Annotated in this window: 23 protein-coding genes; 16 read left to right on the forward strand and 7 right to left on the reverse strand. The window is 70.1% G+C overall.

Annotation, left to right across the window (positions count from 1 at the left end; translation table 11 throughout):
• Positions 1 to 16: 16 nt before the first annotated feature.
• Together MMF94_RS06730 and MMF94_RS06735 are read left to right on the forward strand one after the other, a co-directional pair.
• Positions 17 to 1,402, forward strand: coding sequence for a glycoside hydrolase family 5 protein (locus MMF94_RS06730; protein ID WP_241035406.1), 1,386 nt, complete (start codon positions 17 to 19; stop codon positions 1,400 to 1,402).
• Positions 1,399 to 2,490, forward strand: coding sequence for a mandelate racemase/muconate lactonizing enzyme family protein (locus MMF94_RS06735; RefSeq protein WP_241035407.1), 1,092 nt, complete (start codon positions 1,399 to 1,401; stop codon positions 2,488 to 2,490). The genes MMF94_RS06730 and MMF94_RS06735 overlap by 4 nt, the downstream gene beginning before the upstream one ends.
• 77 nt (positions 2,491 to 2,567) lie before the next feature.
• Here MMF94_RS06735 and MMF94_RS06740 read toward each other — a convergent pair whose 3' ends face one another.
• Positions 2,568 to 3,431: a sigma-70 family RNA polymerase sigma factor gene (locus tag MMF94_RS06740; protein ID WP_241035408.1), complete on the reverse strand. Its 864-nt coding sequence runs from the start codon at positions 3,429 to 3,431 to the stop codon at positions 2,568 to 2,570.
• A gap of 77 nt (positions 3,432 to 3,508) precedes the next feature.
• On the opposite strand from MMF94_RS06740, the gene MMF94_RS06745 reads away from it, so the two are divergent.
• Entirely contained in the window at positions 3,509 to 3,964 is a 456-nt protein-coding gene (locus tag MMF94_RS06745) for a carboxymuconolactone decarboxylase family protein (protein ID WP_379660286.1), read from the forward strand.
• A 55-nt stretch (positions 3,965 to 4,019) separates the two neighbouring features.
• Here the strand turns inward: MMF94_RS06745 and MMF94_RS06750 are convergent, their stop codons facing one another.
• The gene (locus MMF94_RS06750) at positions 4,020 to 4,901 is read right to left on the reverse strand and encodes an alpha/beta fold hydrolase (RefSeq protein WP_241035410.1); all 882 of its coding nucleotides are present in this window, start codon (positions 4,899 to 4,901) and stop codon (positions 4,020 to 4,022) included.
• Positions 4,902 to 5,110: 209 nt separating this feature from the next.
• Between MMF94_RS06750 and MMF94_RS06755 the strand changes: the two genes are divergently transcribed.
• Genes MMF94_RS06755 through MMF94_RS06765 form a run of 3 tightly spaced genes read left to right on the forward strand, consistent with a single transcriptional unit; the run spans position 5,111 to position 9,709 of the window.
• Positions 5,111 to 5,830, forward strand: coding sequence for a TetR/AcrR family transcriptional regulator (locus tag MMF94_RS06755; RefSeq protein WP_241035411.1), 720 nt, complete (start codon positions 5,111 to 5,113; stop codon positions 5,828 to 5,830).
• A 43-nt stretch (positions 5,831 to 5,873) separates the two neighbouring features.
• On the forward strand, positions 5,874 to 7,697 hold the full coding sequence (locus MMF94_RS06760) for an ABC transporter ATP-binding protein (RefSeq protein WP_241035412.1): 1,824 nt from the start codon (positions 5,874 to 5,876) through the stop codon (positions 7,695 to 7,697).
• Complete coding sequence (locus tag MMF94_RS06765) at positions 7,694 to 9,709, forward strand: ABC transporter ATP-binding protein (protein ID WP_420852422.1); 2,016 nt, start codon at positions 7,694 to 7,696, stop codon at positions 9,707 to 9,709. The genes MMF94_RS06760 and MMF94_RS06765 overlap by 4 nt, the downstream gene beginning before the upstream one ends.
• Before the next feature lie 13 nt (positions 9,710 to 9,722).
• Here MMF94_RS06765 and MMF94_RS06770 read toward each other — a convergent pair whose 3' ends face one another.
• Entirely contained in the window at positions 9,723 to 10,178 is a 456-nt protein-coding gene (locus tag MMF94_RS06770) for a winged helix-turn-helix transcriptional regulator (protein WP_241035413.1), read from the reverse strand.
• 90 nt (positions 10,179 to 10,268) lie between these two features.
• Between MMF94_RS06770 and MMF94_RS06775 the strand changes: the two genes are divergently transcribed.
• From MMF94_RS06775 to MMF94_RS06800, 6 genes are all read left to right on the forward strand, one after another.
• Positions 10,269 to 10,979, forward strand: coding sequence for an SDR family oxidoreductase (locus tag MMF94_RS06775; RefSeq protein WP_241035414.1), 711 nt, complete (start codon positions 10,269 to 10,271; stop codon positions 10,977 to 10,979).
• A 288-nt stretch (positions 10,980 to 11,267) separates the two neighbouring features.
• Positions 11,268 to 11,753: an MEKHLA domain-containing protein gene (locus MMF94_RS06780; RefSeq protein WP_241035415.1), complete on the forward strand. Its 486-nt coding sequence runs from the start codon at positions 11,268 to 11,270 to the stop codon at positions 11,751 to 11,753.
• A gap of 16 nt (positions 11,754 to 11,769) precedes the next feature.
• Positions 11,770 to 12,699 (forward strand): TIGR03619 family F420-dependent LLM class oxidoreductase, encoded by a 930-nt coding sequence (locus tag MMF94_RS06785; protein ID WP_241035416.1) that lies wholly within the window; start codon positions 11,770 to 11,772, stop codon positions 12,697 to 12,699.
• Positions 12,700 to 12,810: 111 nt separating this feature from the next.
• A complete protein-coding gene (locus MMF94_RS06790; protein WP_241035417.1) occupies positions 12,811 to 13,332 on the forward strand; it encodes a sigma-70 family RNA polymerase sigma factor in 522 nt (173 codons plus the stop codon).
• Positions 13,329 to 13,970 (forward strand): anti-sigma factor family protein, encoded by a 642-nt coding sequence (locus MMF94_RS06795; protein WP_241035418.1) that lies wholly within the window; start codon positions 13,329 to 13,331, stop codon positions 13,968 to 13,970. The genes MMF94_RS06790 and MMF94_RS06795 overlap by 4 nt, the downstream gene beginning before the upstream one ends.
• Positions 13,971 to 14,037: 67 nt before the next feature.
• Positions 14,038 to 15,045 carry a YihY/virulence factor BrkB family protein gene (locus MMF94_RS06800; RefSeq protein ID WP_241035420.1) on the forward strand — a complete coding sequence of 336 codons (1,008 nt, stop codon included), beginning with the start codon at positions 14,038 to 14,040 and terminating at the stop codon, positions 15,043 to 15,045.
• Positions 15,046 to 15,098: 53 nt separating this feature from the next.
• Here the strand turns inward: MMF94_RS06800 and MMF94_RS06805 are convergent, their stop codons facing one another.
• Positions 15,099 to 16,058, reverse strand: coding sequence for an extracellular catalytic domain type 1 short-chain-length polyhydroxyalkanoate depolymerase (locus tag MMF94_RS06805; protein WP_241035421.1), 960 nt, complete (start codon positions 16,056 to 16,058; stop codon positions 15,099 to 15,101).
• A 332-nt stretch (positions 16,059 to 16,390) separates the two neighbouring features.
• Here MMF94_RS06805 and MMF94_RS06810 point away from each other — a divergent pair, with 332 nt between their 5' ends.
• The 3 genes from MMF94_RS06810 (at position 16,391) to MMF94_RS06820 (ending at position 19,694) form a co-directional block, all read left to right on the forward strand.
• The gene (locus MMF94_RS06810) at positions 16,391 to 17,179 is read left to right on the forward strand and encodes an IclR family transcriptional regulator (RefSeq protein WP_241035422.1); all 789 of its coding nucleotides are present in this window, start codon (positions 16,391 to 16,393) and stop codon (positions 17,177 to 17,179) included.
• Between the two features lie 155 nt (positions 17,180 to 17,334).
• A complete protein-coding gene (locus MMF94_RS06815; RefSeq protein ID WP_241035423.1) occupies positions 17,335 to 17,607 on the forward strand; it encodes a hypothetical protein in 273 nt (90 codons plus the stop codon).
• A gap of 371 nt (positions 17,608 to 17,978) precedes the next feature.
• A complete protein-coding gene (locus MMF94_RS06820; protein ID WP_241035424.1) occupies positions 17,979 to 19,694 on the forward strand; it encodes a PHA/PHB synthase family protein in 1,716 nt (571 codons plus the stop codon).
• Positions 19,695 to 19,704: 10 nt separating this feature from the next.
• On the opposite strand, the gene MMF94_RS06825 is transcribed toward MMF94_RS06820, so the two are convergent.
• Complete coding sequence (locus MMF94_RS06825; RefSeq protein WP_241035425.1) at positions 19,705 to 21,876, reverse strand: putative bifunctional diguanylate cyclase/phosphodiesterase; 2,172 nt, start codon at positions 21,874 to 21,876, stop codon at positions 19,705 to 19,707.
• A gap of 351 nt (positions 21,877 to 22,227) precedes the next feature.
• On the opposite strand from MMF94_RS06825, the gene MMF94_RS06830 reads away from it, so the two are divergent.
• On the forward strand, positions 22,228 to 23,688 hold the full coding sequence (locus MMF94_RS06830) for a peptide MFS transporter (protein ID WP_277398665.1): 1,461 nt from the start codon (positions 22,228 to 22,230) through the stop codon (positions 23,686 to 23,688).
• Between the two features lie 16 nt (positions 23,689 to 23,704).
• On the opposite strand, the gene MMF94_RS06835 is transcribed toward MMF94_RS06830, so the two are convergent.
• Together MMF94_RS06835 and MMF94_RS06840 are read right to left on the reverse strand one after the other, a co-directional pair.
• Positions 23,705 to 25,036, reverse strand: coding sequence for a right-handed parallel beta-helix repeat-containing protein (locus MMF94_RS06835; protein WP_241035426.1), 1,332 nt, complete (start codon positions 25,034 to 25,036; stop codon positions 23,705 to 23,707).
• A 157-nt stretch (positions 25,037 to 25,193) separates the two neighbouring features.
• On the reverse strand, positions 25,194 to 26,335 hold a 1,142-nt coding region (locus MMF94_RS06840; RefSeq protein ID WP_241035427.1), incomplete at its 5' end, for a glycosyltransferase.

Here is a 26,335-nt window from a genome sequence, read left to right on the forward strand (position 1 = left end):
GGAGAGTCCCGCCCCGATGTCCGACGAGTCCGTACTGATCCGCGTCGACGGCGACCACCTCGCAACCGCTGCGGGCGAGCCCGTGCGGCTGCGCGGGGTGGGGCTGGGCGGGTGGATGAACATGGAGAACTTCATCAGCGGCTACCCCTCCACGGAGGAGCTGCAGCGCAAGGCCATGCACACGGTGCTCGGCCCCGAGGTCGCAGCCGCTTTCTTCGACCGCTTCCTCGAGGTCTTCTTCACCGACGACGACGCCCGCTTCCTGGCCGAGCGCGGGATGAACTGCGTGCGGCTGCCGTTTCACTACCGCCACTTCGAGGACGACGACCGGCCGCTCCAGCTGAAGGAGGAGGGCTTCCGGCTGCTGGACCGGGCCATCGACGCCTGCGCCCGCAACGGTCTCTACACCGTGCTCGACCTGCACGCGGCCCCCGGCTTCCACAACCAGCGCTGGCACAGCGACAACCCGACGCACCGGTCGTTCTTCTGGACCCACCGTCACTTCCAGGACCGGGTGGTGCACCTGTGGGAGGCGCTCGCCGACCGCTACAAGGACAACCCCTGGGTCGCCGGATACAACCCGCTCAACGAGCCCGCCGACTCCGACGGCACCACGATCGGCCCCTTCTACGAGCGGCTGCACGCCGCCATCCGCGCGGTCGATGAGAAGCACGTGATCTTCCTGGACGGCAACCGGCACGCCACCGAGTTCGACGTGTTCGCCGAGCCGTGGGAGAACACCGTCTACACCGTGCACGACTACGCGCTCGCCGGGTTCGCCGACAGCGGCGCCTACCCGGGGGACTCGCGCGGCCAGTACGTCGACCGCGACTACATCGAGGCCCGGTTCCTGCACCGCTCGGAGTACATGCGCCGTACCGGCACACCGATCTGGGTGGGTGAGTTCGGCCCGGTGTACAGCGGCGACCCCGTCCGTGACGACGCCCGTTACCGCGTGCTGGAGGACCAGCTCGACATCTACGACGAGCACGCCGCCGGCTGGAGCCTGTGGACCTACAAGGACATCGGGCTGCAGGGCGTGGTGCACGCCGCGGCCGACTCCGCCTACCTGCAGCGGATCGAGCCCGTGCTGGAGAAGAAGGCCCGGCTCGGCGTGGACGTCTGGGGCGGTGTCGACACCGGGGTGCGGCACATCCTCGACCCCATCGAAGCCGTGGTGGCCGAGGAGTTCCCCGACTTCGACCCGCACCCGTTCGGCCGGCAGCAGTGGATTCACGTGCTGGTGCGCCACATCTTGCTGGCCGAGCCGATGGTGCACGACTTCGCGCGCTGCTTCGCCGGGATCGACGCCGAGGAGGCGCGGGCGCTGGCCGACTGCTTCGCGTTCGAGCGCTGCGTGGTGCGCCCGCGCCTGGTCGACGTCCTGGAGAAGCACCTGTGAAGATCACCCGCATCGAGACCCTCGTCCGTGGGCCGCTCGCCATCGTGCGGGTCGGCACCGACGACGGTGTCGTCGGCATCGGGCAGACGGCGCCCTACGAGGCCGCCACCAGCGCACACGTGCTGCACGCGATGGTGGCCCCGCTCTTCCTCGGCCGGGACCCCTGGGACGTCGAGGCGCTGGTGGACGAGTGCCTGCGCGTGCACTACAAGTTCCCCAGCAGCTTCCTGCACCGGGCGCTCGCCGGGGTCGACACGGCGCTGTGGGACGTGCTGGGCATCGTCACGGGGCAGCCGGTGGCGAAGCTCCTGGGCGGTCATGCACGGGCGTCCGTACCGATGTACGCGTCCAGCATGCTGCGGTCGATCACGCCGGAGCAGGAGGCCGATCGCCTCGCCGGGTTCGTCGCCGAGCAGGGTTTCCGTGCGGTGAAGATCCGTGTGGGCGAGGCGATGGGCCGTGACGTCGACGCGGCACCGGGCCGCACCGAGCGGATCGTCCCGCACGTGCGCGCTGTGCTGGGCGACGACGTGGACATCTCGGCCGACGCCAACGGCGGGTTCTCCGTGGGCCGTGCGATCCGCGTCGGCAGGCTCCTGGAGGAGCACGGGTACTTCCACTTCGAGGAGCCGTGCCCGTTCCCGGAGCTCGAGCAGACCGCGCAGGTGGCCGCCGCACTGGACGTCCCCGTCTCGGGCGGGGAGCAGGACATCTCGCTGCCGCAGTTCCACCGCATGATCAGCGGCCGCGCCGTTGACATCGTGCAACCCGACGTCGGTTACATCGGGGGGATCTCGCGAGCGCGCAAGGTGGCCGTGCTGGCCGAGGCGGCGGGCATCCCGTGCACGCCGCACTGCGCCAACGACTCGCTGCTGCAGGTGTTCTCGCTGCACCTCGCGGCCGCCATGCCCGCATGCACGCAGTACCAGGAGTGGAGCATCGAGACCACGCCGTGGACGCAGGGGGTGTACGAGCCCGCGCTCCGCGTCGTCGACGGCAGGGTCGACGCCCCCACCGCCCCGGGGTGGGGCGTGCAGCTGGACCCGGCGTTCGTCCGGGAGGCGGAGATCACCACCTCCGCTGTCTGAGCTCCCGGGCGGCGCCGACCAGGGGGACGCGGCGCCGCCCGGTGCCATCCGGGAGGGTGTGCAGTCGGGCCGGGTGTTCAGGCGAGGTCCAGGGCCGCCAGCCGTTGCGGGTCGGCCAGGATGTCGATCTCGACGATCAGCCCGTCGGCGACCGTGAACGCCAGGACCCCCGTCAGCCGCCCGTTGATCACCGAGATGATGCCGGGGCCGCCGTTGACCACCGCGAACTGCGCCCGGAGCCCGCCTGCCCGGTACATCGCCGCCTGCCCGGCCACCTCGGCCGCGCCCCGCACGAGCTTCGAGCCTGCCCCGCCAGTGTCGACGCGCAGCACGGCGTCCGGGTGCAGGAGCGTGACCAACCCCGCGAAGTCACCGCCGCGTGCCGCCGCGAGCCAGGCCTCGACGATCTCGCGCTGCCGGGCGCGGTCGGGCTGCCCGGTGGGCGCCACGCCCTGGATCCGCCGCCGGGCCCTGCTGGCGAGCTGCCGAGCCGTGGCAGGGGTCCGGCCCACGATGGGTGCGATCTCCTCGAACGGCACCGCGAACATGTCGTGCAGCACGAACGCGAGCCGCTCCGCAGGGTCGAGTGCCTCGAGCACGACCAGCAGAGCGAGGCCCACGGAGTCGGCGAGGGCACCCTGCTCGGCAGGGTCGACACCGTCGCCGGACTCCACGACCGGGTCGGGCACCCGCACGTCCAGCGGGTCCTCGCGGCGGGTCGCCCGCGAGCGCAGCATGTTGAGGCACTGCCGCGAGACGATCGTCGTGAGCCAGCCGCTGATGTTCTCCACGTCGTCGCCCGACGCGCGCGAGACGCGCAACCAGGACTCCTGGACCGCGTCCTCGGCCTCGGCGAACGAGCCGAGCATCCGGTAGGCGACTGCCCGCAGCCGGGGGCGGTGCTCCTCGAACTGCGCTGCCCAGAATTCTTCGTCCTGCACCTGTCACATCCTCTCGATCCGGCGGGTCACCCCTATGACCCGCCCGGACGGGGCGGATGTGACAGCAGGAGGACATGATGCAGGCTCGGATGACGCACCCCGTGAAGGTGCTGCCGGACGTGATGAAGGCGCTGCACGCGCTGAGCAAGGCGGCGCAGTCGAGCGCCGTTCCCGCGACGACCCACCACCTGATCCACCTGCGCGCGAGCCAGATCAACGGCTGCAGCGTGTGCGTCGACATGCACTCGCGGGAGCTCAAGGACGCCGGTGAGAAGGACGAGCGGATCTGGGGTGTCGGCGCGTGGCGGGAGTCGTCGTACTTCAGCGACGCCGAACGTGCTGCGCTCGCGCTCGCCGAGTGCGTCACCCGGCTCGCGGACCGGTCCGACGCCGTCCCTGACGACGTGTGGGCCGAGGCCGCCCGCCACTACGACGAGGAGGCGCTCTCGGCGTTGCTGGTGTCGATCTCGGCGATCAACGTCTGGAACCGGCTCAACGCCGCTGTCCAGCAGCCGGTCGGCGCTGCCTGGTGAGCCGGGGTGAGGCCGTGTCCCGTCGATCCGGATCCGCGGGACACGGCCTCACCGCTCAGCCGACGAGCGCGGGGCTCCGGCGGTGGACGCACGCCCACGCGAAGGCGAGCTGCTCCAGGTGCAGCGTGCGGCCGAGATGGTGGTGGTCGATGTTGTGCCCGGCGCCACGGAAGAGCGATGCCACGGTCCAGGGCGCCGATGTGAAGTAGCCGGCGAACTTCTCGACGCGCTCCTCGTCGACGAGCCACAGCCCGTCGAACTCGGCGAGTGCGTAGTGCACGGGCACCGTCACCCCGGCGGCGAGCTGTGCCGCCGACGCCGGCCACTCCCGGACGATCTCGAGCAGCTCGGCCAGCGGCGCAGGTGCGGCCGAGATCTCGGCCCTCGCCACCGCGTCGGCGTCCATCGTGCCGTCGGGGCCGTACATGAACATCCGCCGCTGCTCCTGCGTGAACGCGATGGGCTGCCCGGCCGGCATGGCGTTCCAGGCGTTCACGACCGGGTCGGGAGACCGGTCGTTGACGCCGTGCAGCGCGATGCCCAGCAGCGGCCACGCGGGCTTGCCCGCCGCCATGTGGACGGCGATGGCCGAGCCGATCGAGTGGGAGACGATCACGATGCCGGGGTGCTCGGCCGACCGGTCGGCCCACAGCCGGGCGATCGCGTCGTCGAGCACCGTCGCGCTCCCGGCGAAGAAGGGTGTGCCGTCGTCGAGCGGGTCGCTGCCTCCGTAGCCGGGGCGGTCGAGCGAGACGGCCGTGAAGCCGGTGGCCTCGGCCAGATCCAGGAAGGAGAAGCCCGGCACGTCGAAGTAGGCCGACGTGTAGGTGCCGCCGTGCAGGGCCACCAGGAGCGGAGCCTCCGCGCTGCCCGGGCGGGTGGTGACACCCGTGACCCGCCGGTCGCCCGCCGCGATCTCGATACGTTCCCGAGCCATCGTCTCTCCGTTGTGGTGGGGCAGGCGCTGTCGATCTTCAGGGGAGCGTAAAGGGCGGGTCCGAGGCCGGGAATGTCGGCCGTCGGCCGTGCGCGGCACCTGGCGGTGGCAGCGACCTGGGCCGCGATCCGCCTGGACCGCACTGGTGGGGGGTTTCCCTCCGAGGGAAACAACTTGTTAGTGAGTGGGCGCTCATTTACTGTCCCCGCGTGATCTCCGAGGGCAGGCGCGCTCCCCGTATGGCGCCGGAGGCGAGGCGAGCCGCGATCGTGGCGGCCACGCGGCCGCTCGTACAACAGCACGGCACCGCAGTGACCACCCGCCAGATCGCGGCGGCGGCCGGGATCGCCGAGGGCACGATCTTCCGCGTCTTCCCCGACAAGGAGTCGGTGGTGGAGGCGGTGGTCGCCGACGCGTTCGATCCCGCGCCCGCACTCCGCGAGTTGGCGGCCGTGGACCGTTCTCTCCCGCTCCGCGAGCGCCTCGTCGCGGGCGTCACGGTGCTGCAGCGCCGGATGGCCGAGGTGTTCGGCCTGCTCAACGCCCTGGGCTGGGCACGGACGCCGCCGCGCGAGGGGCGCCCGTCGCCGGCTCGCCCGGCCGGGGGCCAGAACCCCGGCGAGATCAACGAGGCCTTCCGCGCCGCCGTGATCGACCTGGTGGGCCCGGACGCGTGCCGGTTGCGCGTGCCGCCTGCCGAGTTCGCGCACGTGCTGCGCCTGCTCGTCTTCTCCGGCACCCACCCGCTCATCGCCGACGGCCGCGAACTGGACGCCGAGCAGATCGTCTCCATCCTGCTGGACGGCCTGGCGTTGCCCGGTCACGTGACGGATTCGGCGGATTCCGTCCGGCTCCTAGCGTCCGCACCACGACAAGGGACAAGGGGGAGCAGCCCGTCATGTCCGACGGACAGATCCGACCGACGCTGATCGCCGGCCCCTGCGCCCCACTCATCACAACCGAGGACCGTTCATGTTGATCCGGCTGCTACGCGAGCGGCTGCGTCCCTACACCCGCCCGTTGTTGCTGGTGGTGGTGCTGCAGCTGATCGGGACGATGGCTTCGCTGTACCTGCCGAGCCTCAACGCGGACATCATCGACCAGGGCATCGCCCGCGGCGACACGTCCTACATCCTCGGCACCGGCGGCTGGATGCTGGTGGTCACGCTCGTGCAGATCGCGTGCTCGGTCGCCGCCGTGTACGTGGGCGCGCAAACGGCCATGGGCTTCGGCCGGGACGTGCGTGCGGCGCTGTTCCACCGGGTGGGGGAGTTCTCGGCGCGCGAGGTCAACCGGTTCGGCGCCCCGTCGCTGATCACCCGCGGCACCAACGACGTGCAGCAGGTGCAGATGCTGGTGCTGCTGTCCTGCACGATGCTGGTGACGGCGCCGATCATGTGCTTCGGCGGGGTGGTCATGGCCCTGCAGGAGGACACACAGCTGTCCTGGCTGATGCTGGTCTGCGTCCCGGTGCTGGTGGCGTCGATCGGCGTGGTGATCGTGCGGATGGTGCCGGGCTTCCGGAGCATGCAGACGCGCATCGACGACGTGAACCGGATCCTGCGGGAGCAGATCACCGGCATCCGGGTGGTGCGGGCGTTCGTCCGGGAGCCGGAGGAGACGGCGCGGTTCGAGCGGGCCAACGCCGAGCTGACGGACGTCGCCCTGCGGGTCGGGCGCCTGCAGGCGCGGATCTTCCCGATCGTCATGCTCGTGCTGAACGTCTCGAGCGTGGCCGTGCTGTGGTTCGGTGCGGGGCGGATCGACGCCGGGCAGATGCAGGTCGGTGCACTCACCGCGTTCCTGACCTATCTGACCCAGATCCTCATGGCCGTCATGATGGCCACGTTCATGACGATGATGATCCCGCGCGCGGCGGTCTGCGCGGAACGCATCGTCGAGGTGCTCGACACCGCATCGTCGGTGGCGCCGCCGCGGGAAGCGGTCGTTCCGTCGGGCGCCACCGGTGTTCTCGAGCTGCGCGGGGCCGGCTTCGCCTACCCGGGCGCGGCCGAGCCCGTGCTGCGCAACGTCACCTTCACGGCGCGTCCCGGCACCACCACGGCGATCGTCGGGAGCACCGGCGCGGGCAAGACCACACTCCTCGGGCTCGTCCCGCGCCTGTTCGACGTGACGGGTGGCGCGGTGCTCGTCGACGGCGTCGACGTGCGCGACCTCGAACCGGAGTACCTCTGGGGCCGGGTGGGGATCGTGCCGCAGCGGCCGTACCTCTTCTCCGGCACCGTCGCGAGCAACCTCCGCTACGGCAACCCCGACGCCACCGACGAGCAGTTGTGGACGGCGCTGGAGGTGGCCCAGGCCGCAGAGTTCGTCCGGGCCATGCCCGCGGGCCTCGACGCCCCGATCGCGCAGGGCGGCACGAACGTGTCCGGCGGCCAGCGTCAGCGGCTCGCCATCGCCCGGCTGCTCGTGCGGGCACCACAGATCTACCTGTTCGACGACTCGTTCTCCGCACTCGACCTCGCCACCGACGCCCGGCTCCGCGCGGCACTGCGACCCGTCACCGAGACGGCGACGGTGCTGGTGGTGGCGCAACGCGTGGCGAGCATCCGGGACGCCGACCAGATCGTCGTCCTCGACGACGGCGCGGTGGTCGGCATCGGCACCCACGACGAGCTGCTCGGCACCAGCCCGACGTACGCCGAGATCGTGGCGTCCCAGTTCAGTGCAGATGAGATCGGCCCGGAAGAGATCAGCCCGGAAGAGATCAGCCCGGAAAAGATCAGCGCAGAAGCGATCAGCGCGGAAAAGATCAGCGCGGAGGAAGTGGTATGACCAGGCCGAGCCCGACTCCGGCGCCTGCACCGGCGGGCGGGGGCGGTGACGACACCGGCCGTGCGGCACGGGAGATGTCCGCGGCGCGCCGGGGCGGCGGCCCGCCGTGGGCGTCCGCGGGGATGCCGGCCGAGAAGTCGATGGACTTCGGCCCGTCGGCACGCCGGCTGGTGGGCATGCTCGCTCCGGAGCGGGCGCTGGTGGTGCTCGTGGTGGCCCTCGGCGTCATCAGTGTGGCGCTCTCGGTGATCGGGCCGAAGATCCTCGGCCACGCCACCGACGTCATCTTCGCGGGGGTGATCGGGCAGCAGCTCACCCCCGGCACCACCACCGCGGAGGCGGCCGCCGCGGCGCGCGCCGCGGGCAACGAGACGTTCGCCAACGTCATCGAGGGCTCGTCGGTGGTGCCGGGGCAGGGCATCGACTTCGGGTTGCTCGGGCAGGTGCTCCTCGGCGTCATCGCGATCTACGTGGCCGCCTCGCTGTTCGGCTGGATGCAGAGCTACCTGCTGAACGGGATCGTGCAGCGCACGATCTTCTCGTTGCGCCGGGAGGTGGAGGACAAGCTCAACCGCCTGCCGCTGCGCTATTTCGACCGCCAGCAGCGGGGCGAGGTGCTCAGCCGTGTCACCAACGACATCGACAACATCTCCCAGACCCTGCAGCAGACGATGAGCCAGCTGCTGACCTCGGTGCTCACGGTGGTCGGCGTACTGGTGATGATGCTGGTGATCTCACCGCTGCTGGCGCTCGTCGCGCTGGTCACGATCCCGGTCTCGATGTTCGTCACCAAGGCGATCGCGAAGCGGTCGCAGAAGCAGTTCGTGGCGCAGTGGCGCTACACCGGCGCGCTGAACGCGCACATCGAGGAGGCTTTCACCGGCCACGAACTGGTGCGGGTGTTCGGACGGCGCCAGGAGGTGGAGGCGGACTTCACGCAGCGGAACGAGCGGCTGTTCGACGCAAGTTTCCGGGCGCAGTTCATCTCCGGGATCATCATGCCGTCGATGATGTTCATCGGGAACCTGAACTACGTGCTGGTGGCCGTCGTCGGCGGTCTGCGCGTGGCTTCGGGCTCGATGAGCCTCGGTGACGTCCAGGCCTTCATCCAGTACTCCCGGCAGTTCACCCAGCCGCTCACCCAGCTCGCGTCCATGGCCAACCTCCTGCAGTCGGGCGTGGCCTCGGCCGAGCGCGTGTTCGAGCTGCTCGACGCCGAGGAGCAGGTGCCCGACCCGACCTCGCCCGCCGTGCCGGTGACGCGGCGGGGACGGGTGGTCTTCGAGCATGTCTCGTTCCGCTACGAGCCGGACAAGCCCCTGATCGACGACCTGTCGCTCACGGCGGAGCCGGGGCAGACCGTTGCGATCGTCGGGCCCACGGGAGCGGGCAAGACCACGCTGGTGAACCTGATCATGCGGTTCTACAAGCTCGACTCCGGCCGGATCACCCTCGACGGCGTGGACACCGCCACGATGGACCGCGCCACGCTGCGCTCCGGGGTCGGCATGGTGCTGCAGGACACGTGGCTCTTCGGCGGCACGATCCGCGACAACATCGCTTACGGCAATCCGGCCGCGAGTGAGGAGCAGGTGCTCGCGGCGGCGCGCGCCACGTACGTCGACCGCTTCGTCCGTAGCCTGCCCGACGGTTACGACACCGTGATCGACGACGAGGGCAGCAACGTCAGTGCCGGTGAGAAGCAGCTGATCACGATCGCGCGGGCGTTCCTCGCCGACCCCACGCTGCTCATCCTCGACGAGGCCACGAGCTCGGTGGACACCCGCACGGAGGTGCTGGTGCAGCGGGCGATGGCGGCGTTGCGGTCCGACCGCACCAGTTTCGTGATCGCCCACCGGCTCTCCACGATCCGCGACGCCGACCTGATACTCGTGATGGAGTCGGGGCGGATCGTCGAGCAGGGCACTCACGACGAGCTGCTCGCCGCGCGGGGGGCCTACCACGACCTGTACTCCGCCCAGTTCTCCGCCGCCGCGGCCGACGTGGAGTGAGCGAGGGAGTCGATCAGGCCGGGTAGAGGGCGGTCCGGACGAACGCCACGTTCTCGAGCGGCACCTCGCGACCGGTGTCGTCGATGAACCCCACGTGCACGGGGCGGTCGCCGTCCACGGTGCGGCGCACGACGGTGGGGCCGAGCTCGTAGGGCCGGTGCTCGTCGCCCCACTGTTGCAGGGCGCCGAGCAGCAGCTGGAGGTCGCGCCCGGCGGGTGTCAGGTGGTAGCTGTCGCGCACGCGTGCACCCGGCTCCCGATAGGGCTGTTTCTCCAGCACCCCGGCATCGACCAGCGACGCCAGCCGGTTGCTGAGCACGTCCGGGGCCACGCCGAGCTCGGAGCGGAAGTCGGCGAACCGCGTCGTGCCTGAGAGCGCCTCGCGCAGGATCAGGAATGTCCAGCGCTCGCCCAGGACCTCGAGCGAACGCGCGATCGAACACATCCTGTCCTTCTCCGTCGCCGCCATGTGTTCAGTCTAACCCTGAGTTGCCTCGGCATACTTAGATAGCTAGATTTGGTTTTCCTACACAGCAGGACCTCAGGCGGGAGAGACAGCATGGACATCCAGAACTCGGTCGCGGTCGTCACCGGTGCGAACAGGGGGCTGGGCCGGCACTTCGCCGCAGAGCTCGTGAAGCGAGGCGCGAAGGTCTACGCGGGAGCGCGCAACCCCAGCTCGATCGACCTGCCCGACGTGGTGCCGCTCCAGATCGACATCACCGACCCGGAGTCGGTCGCGGCAGCAGCGGCCACGGCGAGCGACGCGACGCTTCTGATCAACAACGTCGGCATCGACACACACACCGAACTGCTCGACGGTGACCTCGACGACATCCGGCAGGAGTTGGAGACGCACCTCTTCGGCACGCTGCGAGCCACGCGCGCCTTCGTGCCGGTCATCGAGGCCAACGGGGGCGGCGGCGTGCTCAACGTGCTGTCCGTGTTGTCCTGGGTGCACATCCCGCAGAGCGAGGCGTACTCCGTCGGCAAGGCCGCGAGCTGGGCGATGACCAACTCCGTGCGCACGCGGCTCGCGCCGAAGGGCATCCGGGTCACCGCGCTGCATGCCGGCTACCTGGACACCGACATGGCCGCGCACATCGACGGCCCGAAGAACGACCCGGCGGTGGTGGCAGCCCTCGCGCTCGACGGCGTGCAGGAGGGTGCCTACGAGGTGCTCGCGGACGAGATCAGCAAGAACGTGCGTGCCGGGCTCTCGGCGGACCTGACCGCCCTGTACCCGCAGCTCACCGCGCCGCAGGCCTGATTCGCCCACGCGGCCCGCAGGTGGTCACGCCCGCGGGCCGCGTGTCCCCAGCGATCCGCCCCGGCCGGCACCCGGCCGGGGCGGTCGGCCCGGCTTCTCGCTGATCGCACGGGGAACTGCCGACGCGGGCCGGCCGTTGCGTGGGCACAGGGGCAACGACGCCAGGACCGGTCCCGGCACTGCCGGGCTACGGTCGACCAGGGGGCCGGCGAGGGACACCTGACCGTCGTGAGCACTCCGCTCTCTCCGAGATCAGGCGTCTCACTGACCACGTGAGGAGCTGAAACGGTGCTCGATCTTGCGTCACCCACGGATCCCGGCTTCGTCCGGCTGTTGCTCCACTCGTACGAGCGGTTCGTCGGCACGCCTCTCGTCGACCGGGAGAACGCCGCCGCCTGGCTCTACGAGGACGCACCTTTCGGCCTCCTGGCGCACGACGCGGATCCGGACCCCCGGTTCGTCTACGCGAACAGGACTGCGCAGGGCTGTTTCGAGTACGGCTGGACGGAGTTCACCGGGCTGCGTTCCCGGCTCTCCGCCGAACCGGACCGCCAGGCCGACCGCAACCGGCTGCTCGCCGACGTCGAGTCGAACGGCTTCTCCACCGGGTACCGGGGGCTGCGGATCGCGAAGTCGCGGCGCCGGTTCTGGATCGAGGACGTGACGATGTGGAACCTCGTGGACGACGCGGGGTCACGGGTCGGGCAGGCGGCTGTCTTCCCCCGCTGGACGGACGCCGCGGGCTGGGCCGAGGCAGAGCGGACGTGTTCGTAGGAAAGCGGCAGCGGCCGTGAGGTTCGGGCTGGGCCTTCCGCAGCGCAGCGATCGCTACGACATGCGCAACGATGTCGTGCACATCGCGCGTGGAGGGGAGCGTGCCGGCTATTCGAGCCTCTGGGTCTACGAGCACGTGCTGTTCCCGCTCACGCCTGCCGAGGGGCCCGGTGGCGGCGCGCCGCGCCCGTGGCCCGATGGCTACCGCAGTTGCGCCGACCCGCTCACCGTCCTCGCGATCGCGTCGGCGGTGACGGAGACGGTGCGGCTGGGCACCGGCGTTCTGATCGCCCCGTTGCACTCCTCGCTCGACCTCGCCCGAGCGCTCGCCACCCTGGACGTCACCAGCGGCGGCAGGTTGATCGCCGGTCTGGGTGCGGGCTGGTCGAGCGACGAGTTCCGTGCTGCGGGCGCCGACTTCGCGCACCGGGGGCAGGCGCTCGACGAGACGATCGACGCCTGCCGCGCGCTCTGGGGGCCTGACCCGGTGAACCACCGCGACTCGCGCATGAACGTGCAGAACGCCCTCGTGGCGCCGAAGCCGCCGGTGCCGGTGCCGGTCCTGCTGGGCGGCAGGTACACGGAACGGGCGGCCGAGCGGATCGCCCGCAAGGCCGACGGCTGGCTGCCCGCCGGCACGCCCCCCGCGGTGATGGCGGAGGGTTGGAAGCGGATCCGGGATCGCGCGGCAGAGCACGGTCGCGACCCCGAACGGCTCGAGCTGATCCCGCGGGCGAACGTGATGCTCCACCCCGCCGAGCGTGGCGCGGGCCGCCAACCGTTTCACGGATCGCTGTCGCAGGTGGTGGACGACATCGCCGGGCTCGCCGAGGCGGGCGCCACCGAGATCCTCATCGACCTCACGTGGACCGCCCGAGGCGGTGAGGAACTCCTCGACCTCGCGCTGCAGGCCCTGGGCGAGCTCCGGGCTGCGGGAATGGAGTGAGCGGCACTTACATGGTCGGTGCATGCACATGGTGGCTGCATCCACATGGTCGGTGTCACATGCGCCGCGCTGAACTACCCCGATCGGCAACCCGTTCTCAGGTGTGTGGCCGTGTCGCAGAGCACCGCTCATGCGGAGTCGTTCGTCCGTGCGTTGTACGAGGACGTCGCCGGCCCGCTCTACGGGTATGTCGTGCGACTCACCGGTGACAGAGCCCGAGCCGAGGAAGTAGTGCAGGAGACCTTCGTCCGTGCCTGGCGTCGGGCCCACCAGCTCAACCGCGGGCCCGATGAGCTGCGCGGCTGGCTCTTCACCACGGCTCGCAACCTCGTCACCGACCTCTGGCGCTCGGATGCCGCACGCCCCACCACCGTCTCCGACGACCGGGCCCTCGGCGCGGCCCCGGCTGCCGACGACCTGGAGAACGCGGTGCAGCGGTGGACGGTGGCCGACGCGCTCGATCGGCTGTCGCTCGACCACCGAGCGGTGCTCGTCGAGACGTATTACGAAGGTCGCTCGGTGGCGGAGGCCGCGCAGCGGCTCGGCATCCCTCCCGGCACGGTCAAATCGCGCACGTACTATGCCCTGCGCGCTTTGCGGCTCGTGCTGGAGGAGATGGGGGTGCTGTCGTGACGGACGGGTGCCGGAGAACCGATCTCGGCGCCTTTCTCGTCGGCAGCCTCGATCCCACCGAGCGTGCCGAGGTCGAGCAGCACCTCGCCACCTGCGCCGGCTGTCGGTCCGAGATGGCCGAGCTGGCACCGCTGCCCGGAATGCTGGGGCGCATCGACGCCGCCGAGGCCCGCGAGCGCCTGCTGACGCCGAGCCCCGATCTGCTCTCGCGGGCCCTCGCCGCCGTCGACGAGCACGAGCAGCAGGAGCGACACCGGTTGCTCCGCTGGAAGATGGCGGCCGCGGCCGCTGCCGTCGTGGCGGTACTCGCCGGAGTGCTGCCCCAGCTGATCACGAACGGCGCGGACGGCACCCGGATGGCCGTCATGACCGGCGTCACCGCGGCGGGTGTGGGGAGCATGCACCAGCGCGCCTGGGGCACCGCGGTCCACCTCGAGCTGACGGGGCTGCCGCCCGCGTCGGGCTACCGCGCCTACGCCACCGCCCGCGACGGGCGCACGGAGGTGGCGGCCAACTGGGGTGCCAGCCCCGATGGCCGGGCCACCGTCGTCGGCACCACGGCCATTCCGCGCAACGAGCTCGCCTCCATCGACATCCGCACCGCCGACGGGCGGCCGTTGCTGACGCTGCCCTGCTGAGCGTTTTGCCGATCACCTGATCGGCCTCACTCGGCGAGGCCGTGGCCGGGTACCTCCCCTTGTGGGTGTGATCAGGAGGATCGACGGCTATCAGCGACGACACCGCTGGCTCGGGGTGCCGCTCGCCGTCGTCTACAAGTTCGTCGACGACCAGGGCTCCTACCTTGCGGCCCTGATCACCTACTACGGGTTCCTGTCGCTGTTCCCGCTGCTGCTGGTGATGTCGACGGTGCTCGGGTTCGTGCTGCCGGGTAACCCCGGCCTGCAGCAGCAGCTGATCCACAGTGCGCTGTCCCAGTTCCCGATCATCGGCGACCAGCTCACCAGCACCGCCCAGCCCCTGCGAGGGTCGGGCTTCGGGCTGGCGATCGGGATCGTGGTGTCGCTATACGGCGGCCTCGGCGTGGCGGTGGCCGTGCAGAACGCGCTCAACCACGTGTGGGGTGTGCCGATCAACAAGCGGCCCGACCCGTTCCACGCGCGCCTGCGCAGCCTGCTGATGCTCGTGTTGCTCGGCCTCGGGGTGCTGGTCACCACCGTGCTGTCGGCGCTGGCGGCCGGGGCGGGTGCCGTGGGGGAGGAGCTGGGGGTCGGGCTGCGCCTGCTGGCGATCGTGGTGTCCGTCGCGGCGATGTGCGGGCTGTTCGTACTCGGCTTCCGCGCAATGACGGTGCGAGACGTCAGTGCGCGCGAGGTGCTGCCAGGGGCGTTGCTGTCGGCGCTCGCCTGGCAGGTCCTGCAGTCGACGGGCGCCTTCTTCGTCAGCCACGGGCTGATGGGCTCCACGCAGGTCTACGGGCTCTTCGGCATCGTGCTCGGGCTGCTCGCCTGGATCTACATCGAGGCGGTGATCATCGTGCTGGCCGCCGAGCTCAACGCGGTGCTGGGCAGGCGGCTCTACCCGCGTTCGCTCCTCACTCCCTTCGTCGAGGATGTCGAGCTGACCCGTGCCGACCGCCGCAGCTACACCTCCTACGCCAGCACGCAGCAGTTCAAGGAGCAGCAGACGATCAACGTGCAGTTCGAGCCCCGCCGGGAGACCGCGCAGCCCCCGATCACCGAGTCGGAGGGATAGGGGACCGGCGCCCCCGTTCCACCAGCGACGCTCTCCGGCGCCGGCCTGACGTGCTAGTTCTCGTCCCGGGTGTGCTCGAGGAAGAAGCGGACCATCTCGGCGGAGGCGTCCGGTCCGTCGCGGTCGGCGTACGAGCCTGCCGGGTCGCCACCGGACCAGGCATGGCCCAGGCCGTGCACGAGCCACGATTCCGCGAGGACCCTGTCGTCCTCGTCGCACACCAGGGTCCGGGTGCTCGAACGGCCTCCCGCCTCGACCTGCTGGGCCGTCGGGGTGGCGGCGGGCCGCGAGGTGGCGGCGAGGCGGGCCGCGACCAGCTGCTCGGCGTTGGCCGGGTCGACGACGTTGTCGGCGTCGCCGTGGAAGACGATCAGTGGCAGATCGGCACCCGGATGAAGGGTGCCACCGTGTTGCATCGCGGTGAATGCGGAGCTCATGTCGTCGGCTGCGCGATACGCCACACCCGAGTGCACGCCGACGGCCGCGTAGAGGCCGGGATATGTCGCAGCCATCACGGCGGACATGGCACCGCCTGCCGACATCCCGGCGACGTACACGCGGCGCGGGTCGGCGCCGTACTCGTCGATGATCCGTTGGGTGATCCCGGCCAGGATCGACGGCTCGCCCGCACCGGCATGCTGGTCGGCAGCGGAGAACCAGTTCCAGAACCCGCCCTGGTTGGCCGCGCGGGACTGCTCCGGGTACGCGACGAGCATCTCGTGCCCTTCGGCGAGCCGGCTCATCCTCGTGCCGAGCGCGAAGTCGGCGGCGTTCTGCGTCCCGCCGTGCAACATCACCAGGAGCGGCGGAGGCCCACCGGGGTGGCGCGGAGGGACGTAGAGATCGAAACGGCGGGTGCCGGCCTCCTCGCTGTGCGACAGCTGCAGGGCCTGGACACCGTCCGGCGGGCCGACCGTCGTCAGGATGCGCCGGATGGCAGCCGCCGCCTCCGCCGGTCTTCCCTGCATGGTCAGCTGTAGTGCCGAGGTGGGTCCGGCGTCGAGATCGTCCACGAAGTCCTCCTGGCCCGCACGGGGTCTGTGGTGGTCGGGAAACTGATCGCACTGATCAGCATGCCGAATTTCCTAGGTCGACGCCGCGCACCGGCCCTGTGACCGGCCGGGCCGTCCGTGTTCTTGAGCACGTGCGATGCCAGAGGCTTCCCGGCGTCGTCCGGGGCTCCGCCGAACGGTGTAGCGCGGGTGGAGCCGCCCGTCGCGTCCCCACGGAGGTTTCCGGTGTGATCCCGGTGGCTATCCGTATGCGCGGCGATCACAGCGGGTCTCCGCGAGACAGAGCGAGGAGGTGTCGCGTGGCGGGTGGATCAAGGGATCCGGGGAGGTCCGTGATCAGCAAGATCAGCGCGATCCTGCTCGCCATCTCCGAGGGCGGCTGGCCGACGCTGACGGAGATCGCCGCCCGGTCGGACCTGCCGCTGTCGACGGTGCACCGGCTGGTCACGGAGCTCACGGCGTGGCGTGTGCTGGAGCGCGACGAGGAGGGGCGCTACCGCGCCGGGTCGCCGCTGCGAACGTTCGGGGCCGGCTGCTCCCGCCAGGAACCCGACGACCCCGCGGCCGCCACCGCCGTGCGCGTCCGGGACCGGGCGGGGCCGGTCATCGAGGACCTGTTCCGCGCGACCGGTTCGCCGGTGCGGGTCGGCTTCCTCGACGGTCCCGCGGTGGCCTACGTGGAGAAGGTGGCAGGGCACCTGCCGGTCTCGTCGCCCTCACCGGCCGCACGGCTGCCGGTGCATGCGACGGCACTCGGCAAGGTGCTGCTCGCGTTCTCCTCGCCGCGCGTCGCCGACGCGCTCCTCGCGCAGGACCTGGTGCGCTACACGACCGCCACGGTGACGCGACCGGAACGGCTGCGGTGGAGCTTCCGCACGATCCGGGCCACTCGCATCGCGGTGTGCGACCGGGAGCTCGACCAGGACTGGTGCGCCGTCGCCACCCCGGCGTTCGAAGCGGGCGGCGACGTCGTGGTCGCCGTCGAGCTGCGGGTGCGCGACCTCGCCCGTGACCTGCCGACGCTGCGGGCCCCGCTCGTCATGTCGGCGGGATGGCTCTCGCGCGAACTGGCGCGGTGCATCCCCCCGCGACCGGAGCCGGTGGAGCGAGGATCGGCCTGATCGCAGCGCGGCGGTTCTCGCTGCGACATGGCCACATCACGCTCATCGATCCGCCGACGAACAGCGACATGCGTCCATGTCGCGAGCGGCCTGCGCCTGTGCGAGTCTGCGAGCGGAAGGGGACGAAGCGGGCACCGAGCAGAGGAGGCACGAGCATGACCACACCCGACGGTGGCGACGATCTCGAGGCCGCCACGCAGCGCGTTCGGGAGCTCGGCGAGCATGTGGCTCTGCAGGCGAAGCAGAACGGGCTCGCCTGGGTGGAGGCATACGAGCAGATGCTCGAGAACTTCCTCGACCTGGAAGAGCAGGCGGCCAGGTCCAGCGGTGCGGAGTGGGCGACCACGTTGGCCACGGCTCACGCGAACTTCGTGCGAGACACCTCCGAGGCGTTCCTCAAGACCGTCCGGCAGCAGCTCGGGTCCTGACGCCGAGGCAGAAGCGACGGCCGAGCGCACCGTCACGGAGATCACTGCCGTCGTCGCGCAGCGGCGCGTGCAGTCGACGGTCGGCTCGGCGCGCCCGTCCCGGTCGAGGTCAGGGGCTGTGTGGGAGAGCGCCGGGCCGCTTCCCGGTGCACGCGTGAGTCAGCGAGATCACTGCGAGCCGCGATCCGGGGGGCGCGCCACCGGGGCCGATAGTGCGAGGTCAGAAGCTCGCCGGGGGTACTCGCGGGGTCGGCGACGTCGCTCTGCGCGGGCTCTGGCGGGCGCGCCGGGCGCCGCTGCGAGGGCTGGCCCGGGTTCCCGGCCAGCGGGAGGATGTCCCGCAGGGGAAATGCGGACACGAGGATGGGCACATGGCCGAAGAACTGCCCGACACCGTTGCCGAGTACGCCGCGAGCGTCCTGGGGCCGGAGTCCGAACTGTTCGAGGACCTGGACGCCGCAGGCTTGGGAGAGGCGCTGACCCACGCGGTCCGCGCGAGCCTCTACAAGCCGGGAGACACCGCGCTGGCCGCGATCCGGCTAGCCACGGACCTGGCGCGTATCCCGTTGATCGCCGCCACCCGCTGGGTCGGCGGCGAGGCGGAGCCACCGCTGCCGATCGACCCGAAGGACCGGCGATTCGCCGACCCGGCCTGGGACACCAACCCGGTGTTCTACGGGCTCCGGCAGGCCTATCTCGCGTCGTGCCGCTTCGCGCGGGACGTGGTGGGCTCGGCGGAGCTGGAGGCAGAGGCGACACACAAGGCCGAGCTGGCTCTGGACCTGTTGCTCGACGCGATCGCCCCGACGAACTTCCTCGTGACGAACCCGGCCGCCCTCAAGCGCGCCTTCGACACGGCGGGCGGGAGCGTCGCCAAGGGCGTGCACAACTTCCTCGACGACCTGGTGCACAACGCCGGAAGGCCGCGTCAGGTGGACACCAGCGGGTTCGAGCTGGGCCGCAACCTGGCCTGCACACCGGCGAAGGTCGTCTACCGCAACGAGCTCATGGAGCTTCTGCAGTACGAGCCGCGCACCGAGCAGGTGCACGCCACGCCGATGCTGTGCAGCCCGCCGTGGATCAACAAGTACTACGTGATGGACCTGTCCCCCGACCGCAGCTTCGTGCAGTGGGCGGTGGACCACGGGCGCACGGTCTTCGTGATCAGCTACAAGAACCCGTCCAAGGACATGTCCGGCACCACCATGGACGACTACCTGGTCAACGGCCCGCAGAAGGCCGTCGACGTCATCCAGGAGATCACCGGTTCCGAGACCGTGGACATCGTCGGGCTCTGCCTCGGCGGCGCCCTGACGGGGATCACAGCGGCCTACCTGCAGCAGTCGGGCGACACCCGGATCGGCACGCTGACCCTGCTCAACACGATGCTCGACTACGCCGAGCCGGGCGCGCTGGGCAACTTCACCGACGAGCACACCGTGGACAAGCTCGAGAAGAAGATGCGCCGCGAGGGCACCCTGGAAGGCAAGTCGATGGCCGGCACGTTCGACGTGCTGCGCGCCAACGACCTGATCTTCAACTACGTGGTGTCCAACTGGTTGCTGGGCCAGAATCCGCCCGCGTTCGACATCCTCGCCTGGAACGCCGACAGCACGCGCATGCCGGCCGCGATGCACGCGTTCTACCTGCGCAACTTCTACATCGAGAACAAGCTTGCCGCCGGGAAGCTCCAGATCGCCGGAAAGACCATCGACTTGAACGTGATCAAGTCACCGACCTACGTCGTCAGCGCGGTCAACGACCACATCGTGCCGTGGAAGTCGGCGTACAAGACCGTGGGCCTCGTGAGCGGCCCGGTGCGGTTCGTGCTCAGCAGCGGCGGACACATCGCCGGGGTCGTGAGCCCGCCGGGGCCCAAGGTCTGGCACATGGTCTCGGAGTCCGAGCAGTTGCCCGTCACCGCGGAGGGGTGGCACGACGCCGCCGAGCGTCACAACGGCTCCTGGTGGGAGGACTGGACCCGCTGGTCGGAGGAAACCTCCGGGCCGCTGCAGGATCCGCCGAGGACGGGCAGCACGGTCCACCCGGTGCTGGGGGACGGGCCGGGGGAGTACGTCCGGACCTGAACCCGGCGGCTCAGGATCCGGGCTGCGGTCTCCCGGGAGTGAGGACGGCCGGCCGGCTCTCCGGTGGGAGCGGCGTGTCGAGCAGATGCGCGGTCTCGTGCCAGGGCGCGGGCCGGCCGTAGAGCCACCCCTGTGCCGTGTCGCAAGCGCTCGCCCGAAGCCGGTCGGCCTGGGCGGGGGTCTCCACGCCTTCCGCGGTGACGGAGAGCCCGAGGGCGTGGGCGAGGGCGATGAGGCTGCCGACGATGGGACTGGCGTCCGCCGGCGGGGTGTGCAGGCCGTCGATGAACATGCGCGCGAGCTTCAAGGTGTGTAAGGGGAGCCGCGGGAGATATCCCAGGTTGGAGTAGCCGGTGCCGAAGTCGTCCACGGCGATCCGCACTCCCATGCCGGCCAGTGCCATGATCGCCTCGACGGGGCGGCCGGCGGGGCCGAGCAGGGCGCTCTCGGTGAGTTCGAGCTGCAGCAGGTGGGGCGGGAGCCCGGTGGTCTCCAGAGCGCGCATGACGTCGTCGACGAGATCGGGGTCGTGCGCCTGGCGGACAGCGAGGTTGACGCTGACGAAGAGCTCGGCGCCGGGATGCGCGCTGTTCCACTCGGCACCGCGCTCGCAGGCGGACGTCAGCACGTGGCGTCCGAGTTGGACGATCGAGCCCGTCTCCTCGGCGAGGTCGATGAACTCGTCGGGGCGCAGTGGCCCGAACGTGGGGTGCGCCCACCGGACGAGCGCCTCCACGCCGACCGCCCGGTCGTCGGAGAGCCCGACGATCGGCTGGTACTCCACCTGGAACTCGTCGCGTTCGAGTCCGGGGAGCAGGGTGGCCGACAGGGTGTAGCGGGTCATGTCGCGGGCATGGCGCTCCGGGTCGAAGCGGACCCACCGGTTGCGTCCGTCGGACTTGGCCCAGTACAGCGTGACGTCCGCAGCCTTCAGGATCTCCGCGGGCGTGGTCTCCTCCACCGGGTACTCGACCACTCCGATGCTGGCCGAGACGACGAGACGGTGCTCGTCGATGACGATCGGTTCGGTGAGCACAGCGAGCACGGTGTCGGCGAGCATCGCCAACTCGCCCTCGGGCGGATCGTCGACGAGGATCGCGAACTCGTCGCCGCCCATCCTGGCGACGAGGTGGCCCCGGGTGGCCACCCACTTGTCCAGCAGGCGGGCCACCACGATCAGGAGCGCGTCGCCGACGTCGTGCCCGTGCCGGTCGTTGACGGCCTTGAACCGGTCGAGGTCGAGATGGCAGATCCCGACCCGGCGACCGGGCTGCGCGAACGCGGCGCTGAGCCGGTCCTGGAAGAGGGCGCGGTTGGGCAGCAGGGTCAGGGGGTCGTGCAGCGCCTGCCGGCGCAGCCGTTCCCGCAGCTCACGAAGGGCGGTGACGTCCTCGACCAGCGCGACGATGAACACGGGCACACCGTCCGCGTCGCGGATGGGCGAGGCCGTGAGGTCGGTCCACACCACGTGTCCCTCGCGGTGCCGGTAGCGCTTCTCCACCCGCGCGCTGTCGCGTCTGCCCTCGGTGATGTCGCGGTAGAGCTCCCACATCTGGGCTGCGTCGTCGGCATAGACGAAGTCGCCCACCGTGAGTAGGCGGAACTCCTCCACGGTGTAGCCGAGCATCGAGGCGAACGCCGTGTTGACGTCGACGATCCGGCCTTCCATGTCGACGATGCCGATCCCGATGCCCGCGTTGGCGAAGATGGCGCGGAAGCGGGCCTCGCTCGAGCGCAGCGCGCCCTCCATCTGGCGGCGCGCCGCGACCTCCGTGCGGTGCATCGACTCCTGCTCGTCGAGGATCCGTGCCCGCAGCCGTGCGACGTAGCCGTCGGCGACCGCGGCCTCCACGGTGGGCGCGGTCTCGTGCGGCCGGTCGGCCCCCGCCGACCGCGCGGCAGTGGGCAGGTTGCGGGCCAGGGCGCTCACCGTGATCGGCAGGACGTCCGGGGCGAGCAACCCCGCGTCCACCATGGACGCACCCACCTGACGTGCGGTGTCGACGTCCACCGGGTCGACGGCAGCGGCGTTTGCCACCTGTGACGCGGCGTGGACGAGGAAATGGTGCAGTTCCTCGCCGGCCAGCGGGAGGGCCGCCAGCCGTGCGAGATCGCCGGCCCAGGACGCCACCAGAGCGGTGACATCCGGCGCGGATCGGGAAAGCTCGTGACCGCCGGTCATCGATCAGAGGATACGGGCCAAATGCTGCATACCGGGCCGTCCGATATGAACATGCTGTTTCCGTCGCAGGGTCGTACGCCATCGTGTTCACCCTGTTGGGTGGCGCACTCGAGTCGATTGGGAAAAGTGATCCGAAATTGCTTGGCCGGCAACGGCTCCGGCGCCCGTCGATGGGGCCGGGACACCGTGATCGAGAGTGTTGCACGCGCGTCCGCAGGGCCGCTGTTCTCAGCCGGTCGTGACCTTTTACCGAACCGTCCCACGGAATAGGGTGATCGGAACCCAGGGGTCGGCAAGCCGTGGATTTTCCCGTTCCGACCGCCGTGCGCGTCTCGGAGTGGATGGTGCGTCGTGACTGATGTTGCCGATGCAACTCGTGACGAGAAGACGTTCTTCGGCCAGCCGCGGGTTCTCGCGAACCTGTTCGGCGTCGAGATGTGGGAGCGCTTCTCCTTCTACGGGATGCAGGGAATCCTGCTCATCTACCTCTACTACTCCACGGCCGAGGGTGGCCTGGGGATCAGCCAGACGACGGCCACGAGCATCGTCGGCGCCTACGGCGGTCTGGTGTACCTGTCCACCATCCTCGGCGCCTGGCTCGCCGACCGGGTCCTGAGCGCCGAACGGACGCTCTTCTACAGCGCGATCGTGGTGATGGCCGGGCACATCGCGCTGGCACTGCTGCCCGGGCTGCTGGGCGTGGGGGTCGGCCTGGTGCTGGTCGCGGTCGGCAGCGGAGGGGTGAAGGCCACGGCCACCTCCCTGGTCGGCACGCTGTACGCGCCGGGCGACCCGCGCCGGGACGCCGGCTTCTCCCTCTACTACCTCGGGATCAACCTGGGCGCGCTGGTCGGGCCCATCCTCACCGGGCTGTTGCAGACGAGCCTCGGCTTCCACTGGGGGTTCGGGCTCGCGGCCGTCGGCATGGGGATCGGCCTCGTCCAGTACACGATCGGCCGCAAGCTCCTGGTCGGAGCGGCCCGGATCGTGCCGAACCCGCTGCCCCATTCCCGGCGGCCGCTGATGGTGGCGGTGGCCGTCACCGGCGTCGTCGTGATCGCCGCGCTGGCTTTCGGGGGAGTGCTCACCGCCGACCGGCTCGCCAACGTCGTGGTGGCGCTGAGCGCGGTGGCGACGGTCGTCTACTTCGTGGTGATCCTGCGCAGCAGCCGGATCACCGGCGTCGAGCGGCGGCGGGTGCTCGCCTTCATCCCGATGTTCATCGCCAGCGCGGCGTTCTGGTCGCTCTACCAGCAGCAGTTCACCGTGGTCACGATCTACTCGGACCAGCAGCTCAACCGGAACATCTTCGGCTGGGAGATGCCGGTCTCCTTCGTGCAGTCCATCAACCCCATCTTCATCATCCTGCTGTCCGGCACGTTCGCCGCGCTGTGGACGAAGCTCGGCACCCGGCAGCCGTCGAGCCCGATCAAGTTCGCCCTCGGCACGGCCATCATGGGCGTGGCGTTCCTGCTGTTCCTGCCGATGGCGGGCGACGCCCCGGGCACCGCCCCGTTGCTGGGGCTGATCGGCATCCTGTTCGTGTTCACGATCGCCGAACTGCTGCTGTCGCCGGTGGGTCTGTCGCTGTCCACCAAGCTCGCCCCGGCGGCGTTCCGCACGCAGATGGTGGCCCTGTTCTTCCTGTCGATCGCGCTCGGCACCGCCACGTCCGGGGTGCTGGCCGAGTTCTACAGCCCCACCCACGAGGCCGTGTACTTCGGCGTCCTCGGGATCCTCGGGATCGCGCTGGGTGCCGTGCTCGCGGCGATCAGCCCGTTCCTGCGCCGCCTGATGGGCGGGGTGACTTAGTGGTCGCCCGGGACGATCAGCTCTCGCGGACCTCGGCCTCGATGTTGCCGAAGACCCGGTTGTCGGCCACGTACTCGGCGGGGGCGGTCCTCGACATCACGCCTGTGCGGTTGCCGAAAATGGTGTTCCCGGCGAGGTCGAAGATGCCGTTGCCGTCGATGTAGACGCCGTGGCGGGCATTCTCACCGATGACGTTCCCGCGCACGGTGGTGTGCGTGGCCTCGCTGACCAGCCGAACCCCGTCCTGCTGGTTGCTGCGGATCTGGTTGTTCTCGACGAGGGTGGCCTCGGCGGTCTGGCCGACTCCGATACCTGATTCCCTGTTGTCGTAGACGTGGTTGCCACGAACGACGTTCTCGACCGACGCGTTGATGTTGATGCCTTGGGCGGCGTTGGCGAACGAGTGGTTCCCTTCGACCAGGTTCCGGTCGGAGCGCAGGTAGAGCACGATTCCGTGGTGTTCATTGCTGTAGACGATGTTGTCCCGGATGACGCTCTCGGTGCAGTCCTCGGCCAGGATGATTCCGTGCTTGCCGTTGTGGTGCACCACGTTGCGCTCGATGAGCAGGCGATGTGAATCGGTGTGCGGGTCGATGCCGTAGAGCACGTTGTCGTGGAACTCGTTGTCCTGTACCACCAGGCCGTTCACCTCGTAGGTGTAGAGCCCGTAGAACAGGTGGGAGACGAGGCTGGACGTGATCGCGCCGGTGGTGCTCTCGGTGCGCCAGGACAGGCCGTAGGACTCCACGTCCCCGTACCCGAGGTAGCGCAGTTCCGCGTGCTGGATCGTCATCCGCGCGCCGCTGCGGGCGAGGAGGAAGCTGCGCCCGTCGACGTGGTCGCTGTCGGCCTGCCCTCGCGCCTCGTCCCAGGACGTGATGCAGGAGCCGTCGACGTCCAGGCTCCCGCCGAGCGCCGTGACGCTGACGAAGCCGGCGGGGCTGCTGCTGACCTTCAGCCAGCGGACGTGCGGTGCGGCGATCCGCAGTGATGCACCGGCGAGCACCTGGAGGTTGGCCGTGAGGAGCCACTCACCGGGTGCCACCTCCCGGAGCGCAGCAGGCGTGCCGATGGCGCGGCTGAGCGCCGGGAGGGTGATCCCCTCGCCTGCGGAGAGCACGATCGTGTTGGACGTGGAGTCGTAGCTCGCGCGCACGACTGCTCCGGCCGCCGGGTCGCTCGCGGTTCCCGGTGGGGCCTCTCGGATGCAGGGCCGGGCGGGATCGACAACCGGCCTCGGCGGCGCACCGTGACGCACCAGGGGTTCGGGTGGAGCGGCGCAGGCGCTGCCCAGCAGCAGGAACACGGCTACGAGGAACAGGGCCCGGATCTGCGCCGCCGAGATCATGGTTTCACTCCACATTCGGTGTCGTCGGTCGGTCGGGTGTCGGTGGCCGGTGTGTCACGCCCGCCTCGGGCGGCTCGGGGCACCCGCGGCGGCTCCAGTGGCCGGGCGCCGAGCACGATCGCAACGCGACGTCGGGTGCTGCGGAGACGGAGCCGGGTCATGCCGAGACGTCCTCCGGCTGGGCCTTGTCCCGAGTTGTGGTGCCGGCGGTAGTGGTTTCCGCGGTGTTGGTGTCCGCCGTTTTGGTCGTGCGGACGACGGTGCCGTTTTCGACGGCGACTTGGCGGGTGAGCCAGCGTTGTTGGCGGATGGTGGCCAGGGCGTGGATCTTGATGATGGCCATGAGCCAGGAGATGGCGATGTAGCCGGGGATGTAGAAGAAGGAGGTGGGGCGGCGGCGGAGGTGGGGGAGGAGTTTGGCGGAGCGGCTGATTTGCCACCAGGCGGCGAGGATGATGACGAAGATCCATTGTTGCTCGATGATGGAGGCGATCATGAACGCCAGTCCGAGGAGCAGGGTGAAGCTGGAGACTGCTTTGTCGATCATGGTGTAGGCCAGGAACGGGTGTCGCCATACCCAGCGGCGTGACAGGGCTCGCAGGTCGGAGCGCCAGGTGTTGCGGGCCCAGCGCAGGCGTTGGCGGATGAAGATTCGCCAGTGGTCGGGGAAGGTCGACCACACCTCGGCCGAGCGTTGCATGTAGGTTTTGTGGCCGCGTTCGAGGATCAGGGTGGTCAGGCGTTTGTCGTCTCCGGACAGGCAGGGCACCCCGAGGAAGGTTTCGTGCATGAACTCGTGCTCGACCTGTAGCAGTAGCTCGCGTCGGTAGACCGCGGTGCGTCCGGACAGGCAGGACACGGCTTGGCCGAGCAGGCTTTGTGAGGCGTTCTCGTCGAAGTAGCGGTGGTCGAGGAACATGTCGGTGATCCGGGCCAGGAACCCGGTGGAGCCGTAGACGCTCTGGCGGGTCCCGACCCCTCCCATGCGTGGGTCGGCGAAGGGTTTACACACCTGCTCGGCCACGTCCGGCGCCCAGATCGTGTCGGAGTCCACCAGCGCGACCAGTTCCCCGGTCGCGGCGTTCCACCCCCGCCGCAACGCATCCCGCTTCCCGGGTACCTCGGTGACCAGCACCGTGACCGGGTAGCGGGCGGCGATCTGCTGGCAGGTGGTGTCCGAGGCGTCGATGACCAGGATGACCTCGTGTACGTCGTTGTCCAGCCACGACTCGATCGCCGCGGTGAACACCGCCGGATCCTCCTGGTACACCGGCACCACCACACTCACGCTGGCCCGAT

Origin of the sequence: Pseudonocardia alaniniphila (assembly GCF_022524485.1) — a bacterium.
Taxonomy (GTDB): Bacteria; Actinomycetota; Actinomycetes; order Mycobacteriales; family Pseudonocardiaceae; genus Pseudonocardia; species Pseudonocardia alaniniphila.

What these genes read in the sequence shown, in the direction of transcription:
- MMF94_RS06770 (WP_241035413.1), bottom strand. Translation starts at nt 10,178, where the DNA reads ATGGCGGCGACGGAGAAGGACAGGATGTGTTCGATCGCGCGTTCGCTC.
- MMF94_RS06730 (WP_241035406.1), top strand. Translation starts at nt 17, where the DNA reads ATGTCCGACGAGTCCGTACTGATCCGCGTCGACGGCGACCACCTCGCA.
- MMF94_RS06820 (WP_241035424.1), top strand. Translation starts at nt 17,979, where the DNA reads ATGGCCGAAGAACTGCCCGACACCGTTGCCGAGTACGCCGCGAGCGTC.
- MMF94_RS06765 (WP_420852422.1), top strand. Translation starts at nt 7,694, where the DNA reads ATGACCAGGCCGAGCCCGACTCCGGCGCCTGCACCGGCGGGCGGGGGC.
- MMF94_RS06775 (WP_241035414.1), top strand. Translation starts at nt 10,269, where the DNA reads ATGGACATCCAGAACTCGGTCGCGGTCGTCACCGGTGCGAACAGGGGG.
- MMF94_RS06825 (WP_241035425.1), bottom strand. Translation starts at nt 21,876, where the DNA reads ATGACCGGCGGTCACGAGCTTTCCCGATCCGCGCCGGATGTCACCGCT.
- MMF94_RS06750 (WP_241035410.1), bottom strand. Translation starts at nt 4,901, where the DNA reads ATGGCTCGGGAACGTATCGAGATCGCGGCGGGCGACCGGCGGGTCACG.
- MMF94_RS06760 (WP_241035412.1), top strand. Translation starts at nt 5,874, where the DNA reads ATGTTGATCCGGCTGCTACGCGAGCGGCTGCGTCCCTACACCCGCCCG.
- MMF94_RS06815 (WP_241035423.1), top strand. Translation starts at nt 17,335, where the DNA reads ATGACCACACCCGACGGTGGCGACGATCTCGAGGCCGCCACGCAGCGC.
- MMF94_RS06835 (WP_241035426.1), bottom strand. Translation starts at nt 25,036, where the DNA reads ATGATCTCGGCGGCGCAGATCCGGGCCCTGTTCCTCGTAGCCGTGTTC.
- MMF94_RS06745 (WP_379660286.1), top strand. Translation starts at nt 3,509, where the DNA reads ATGCAGGCTCGGATGACGCACCCCGTGAAGGTGCTGCCGGACGTGATG.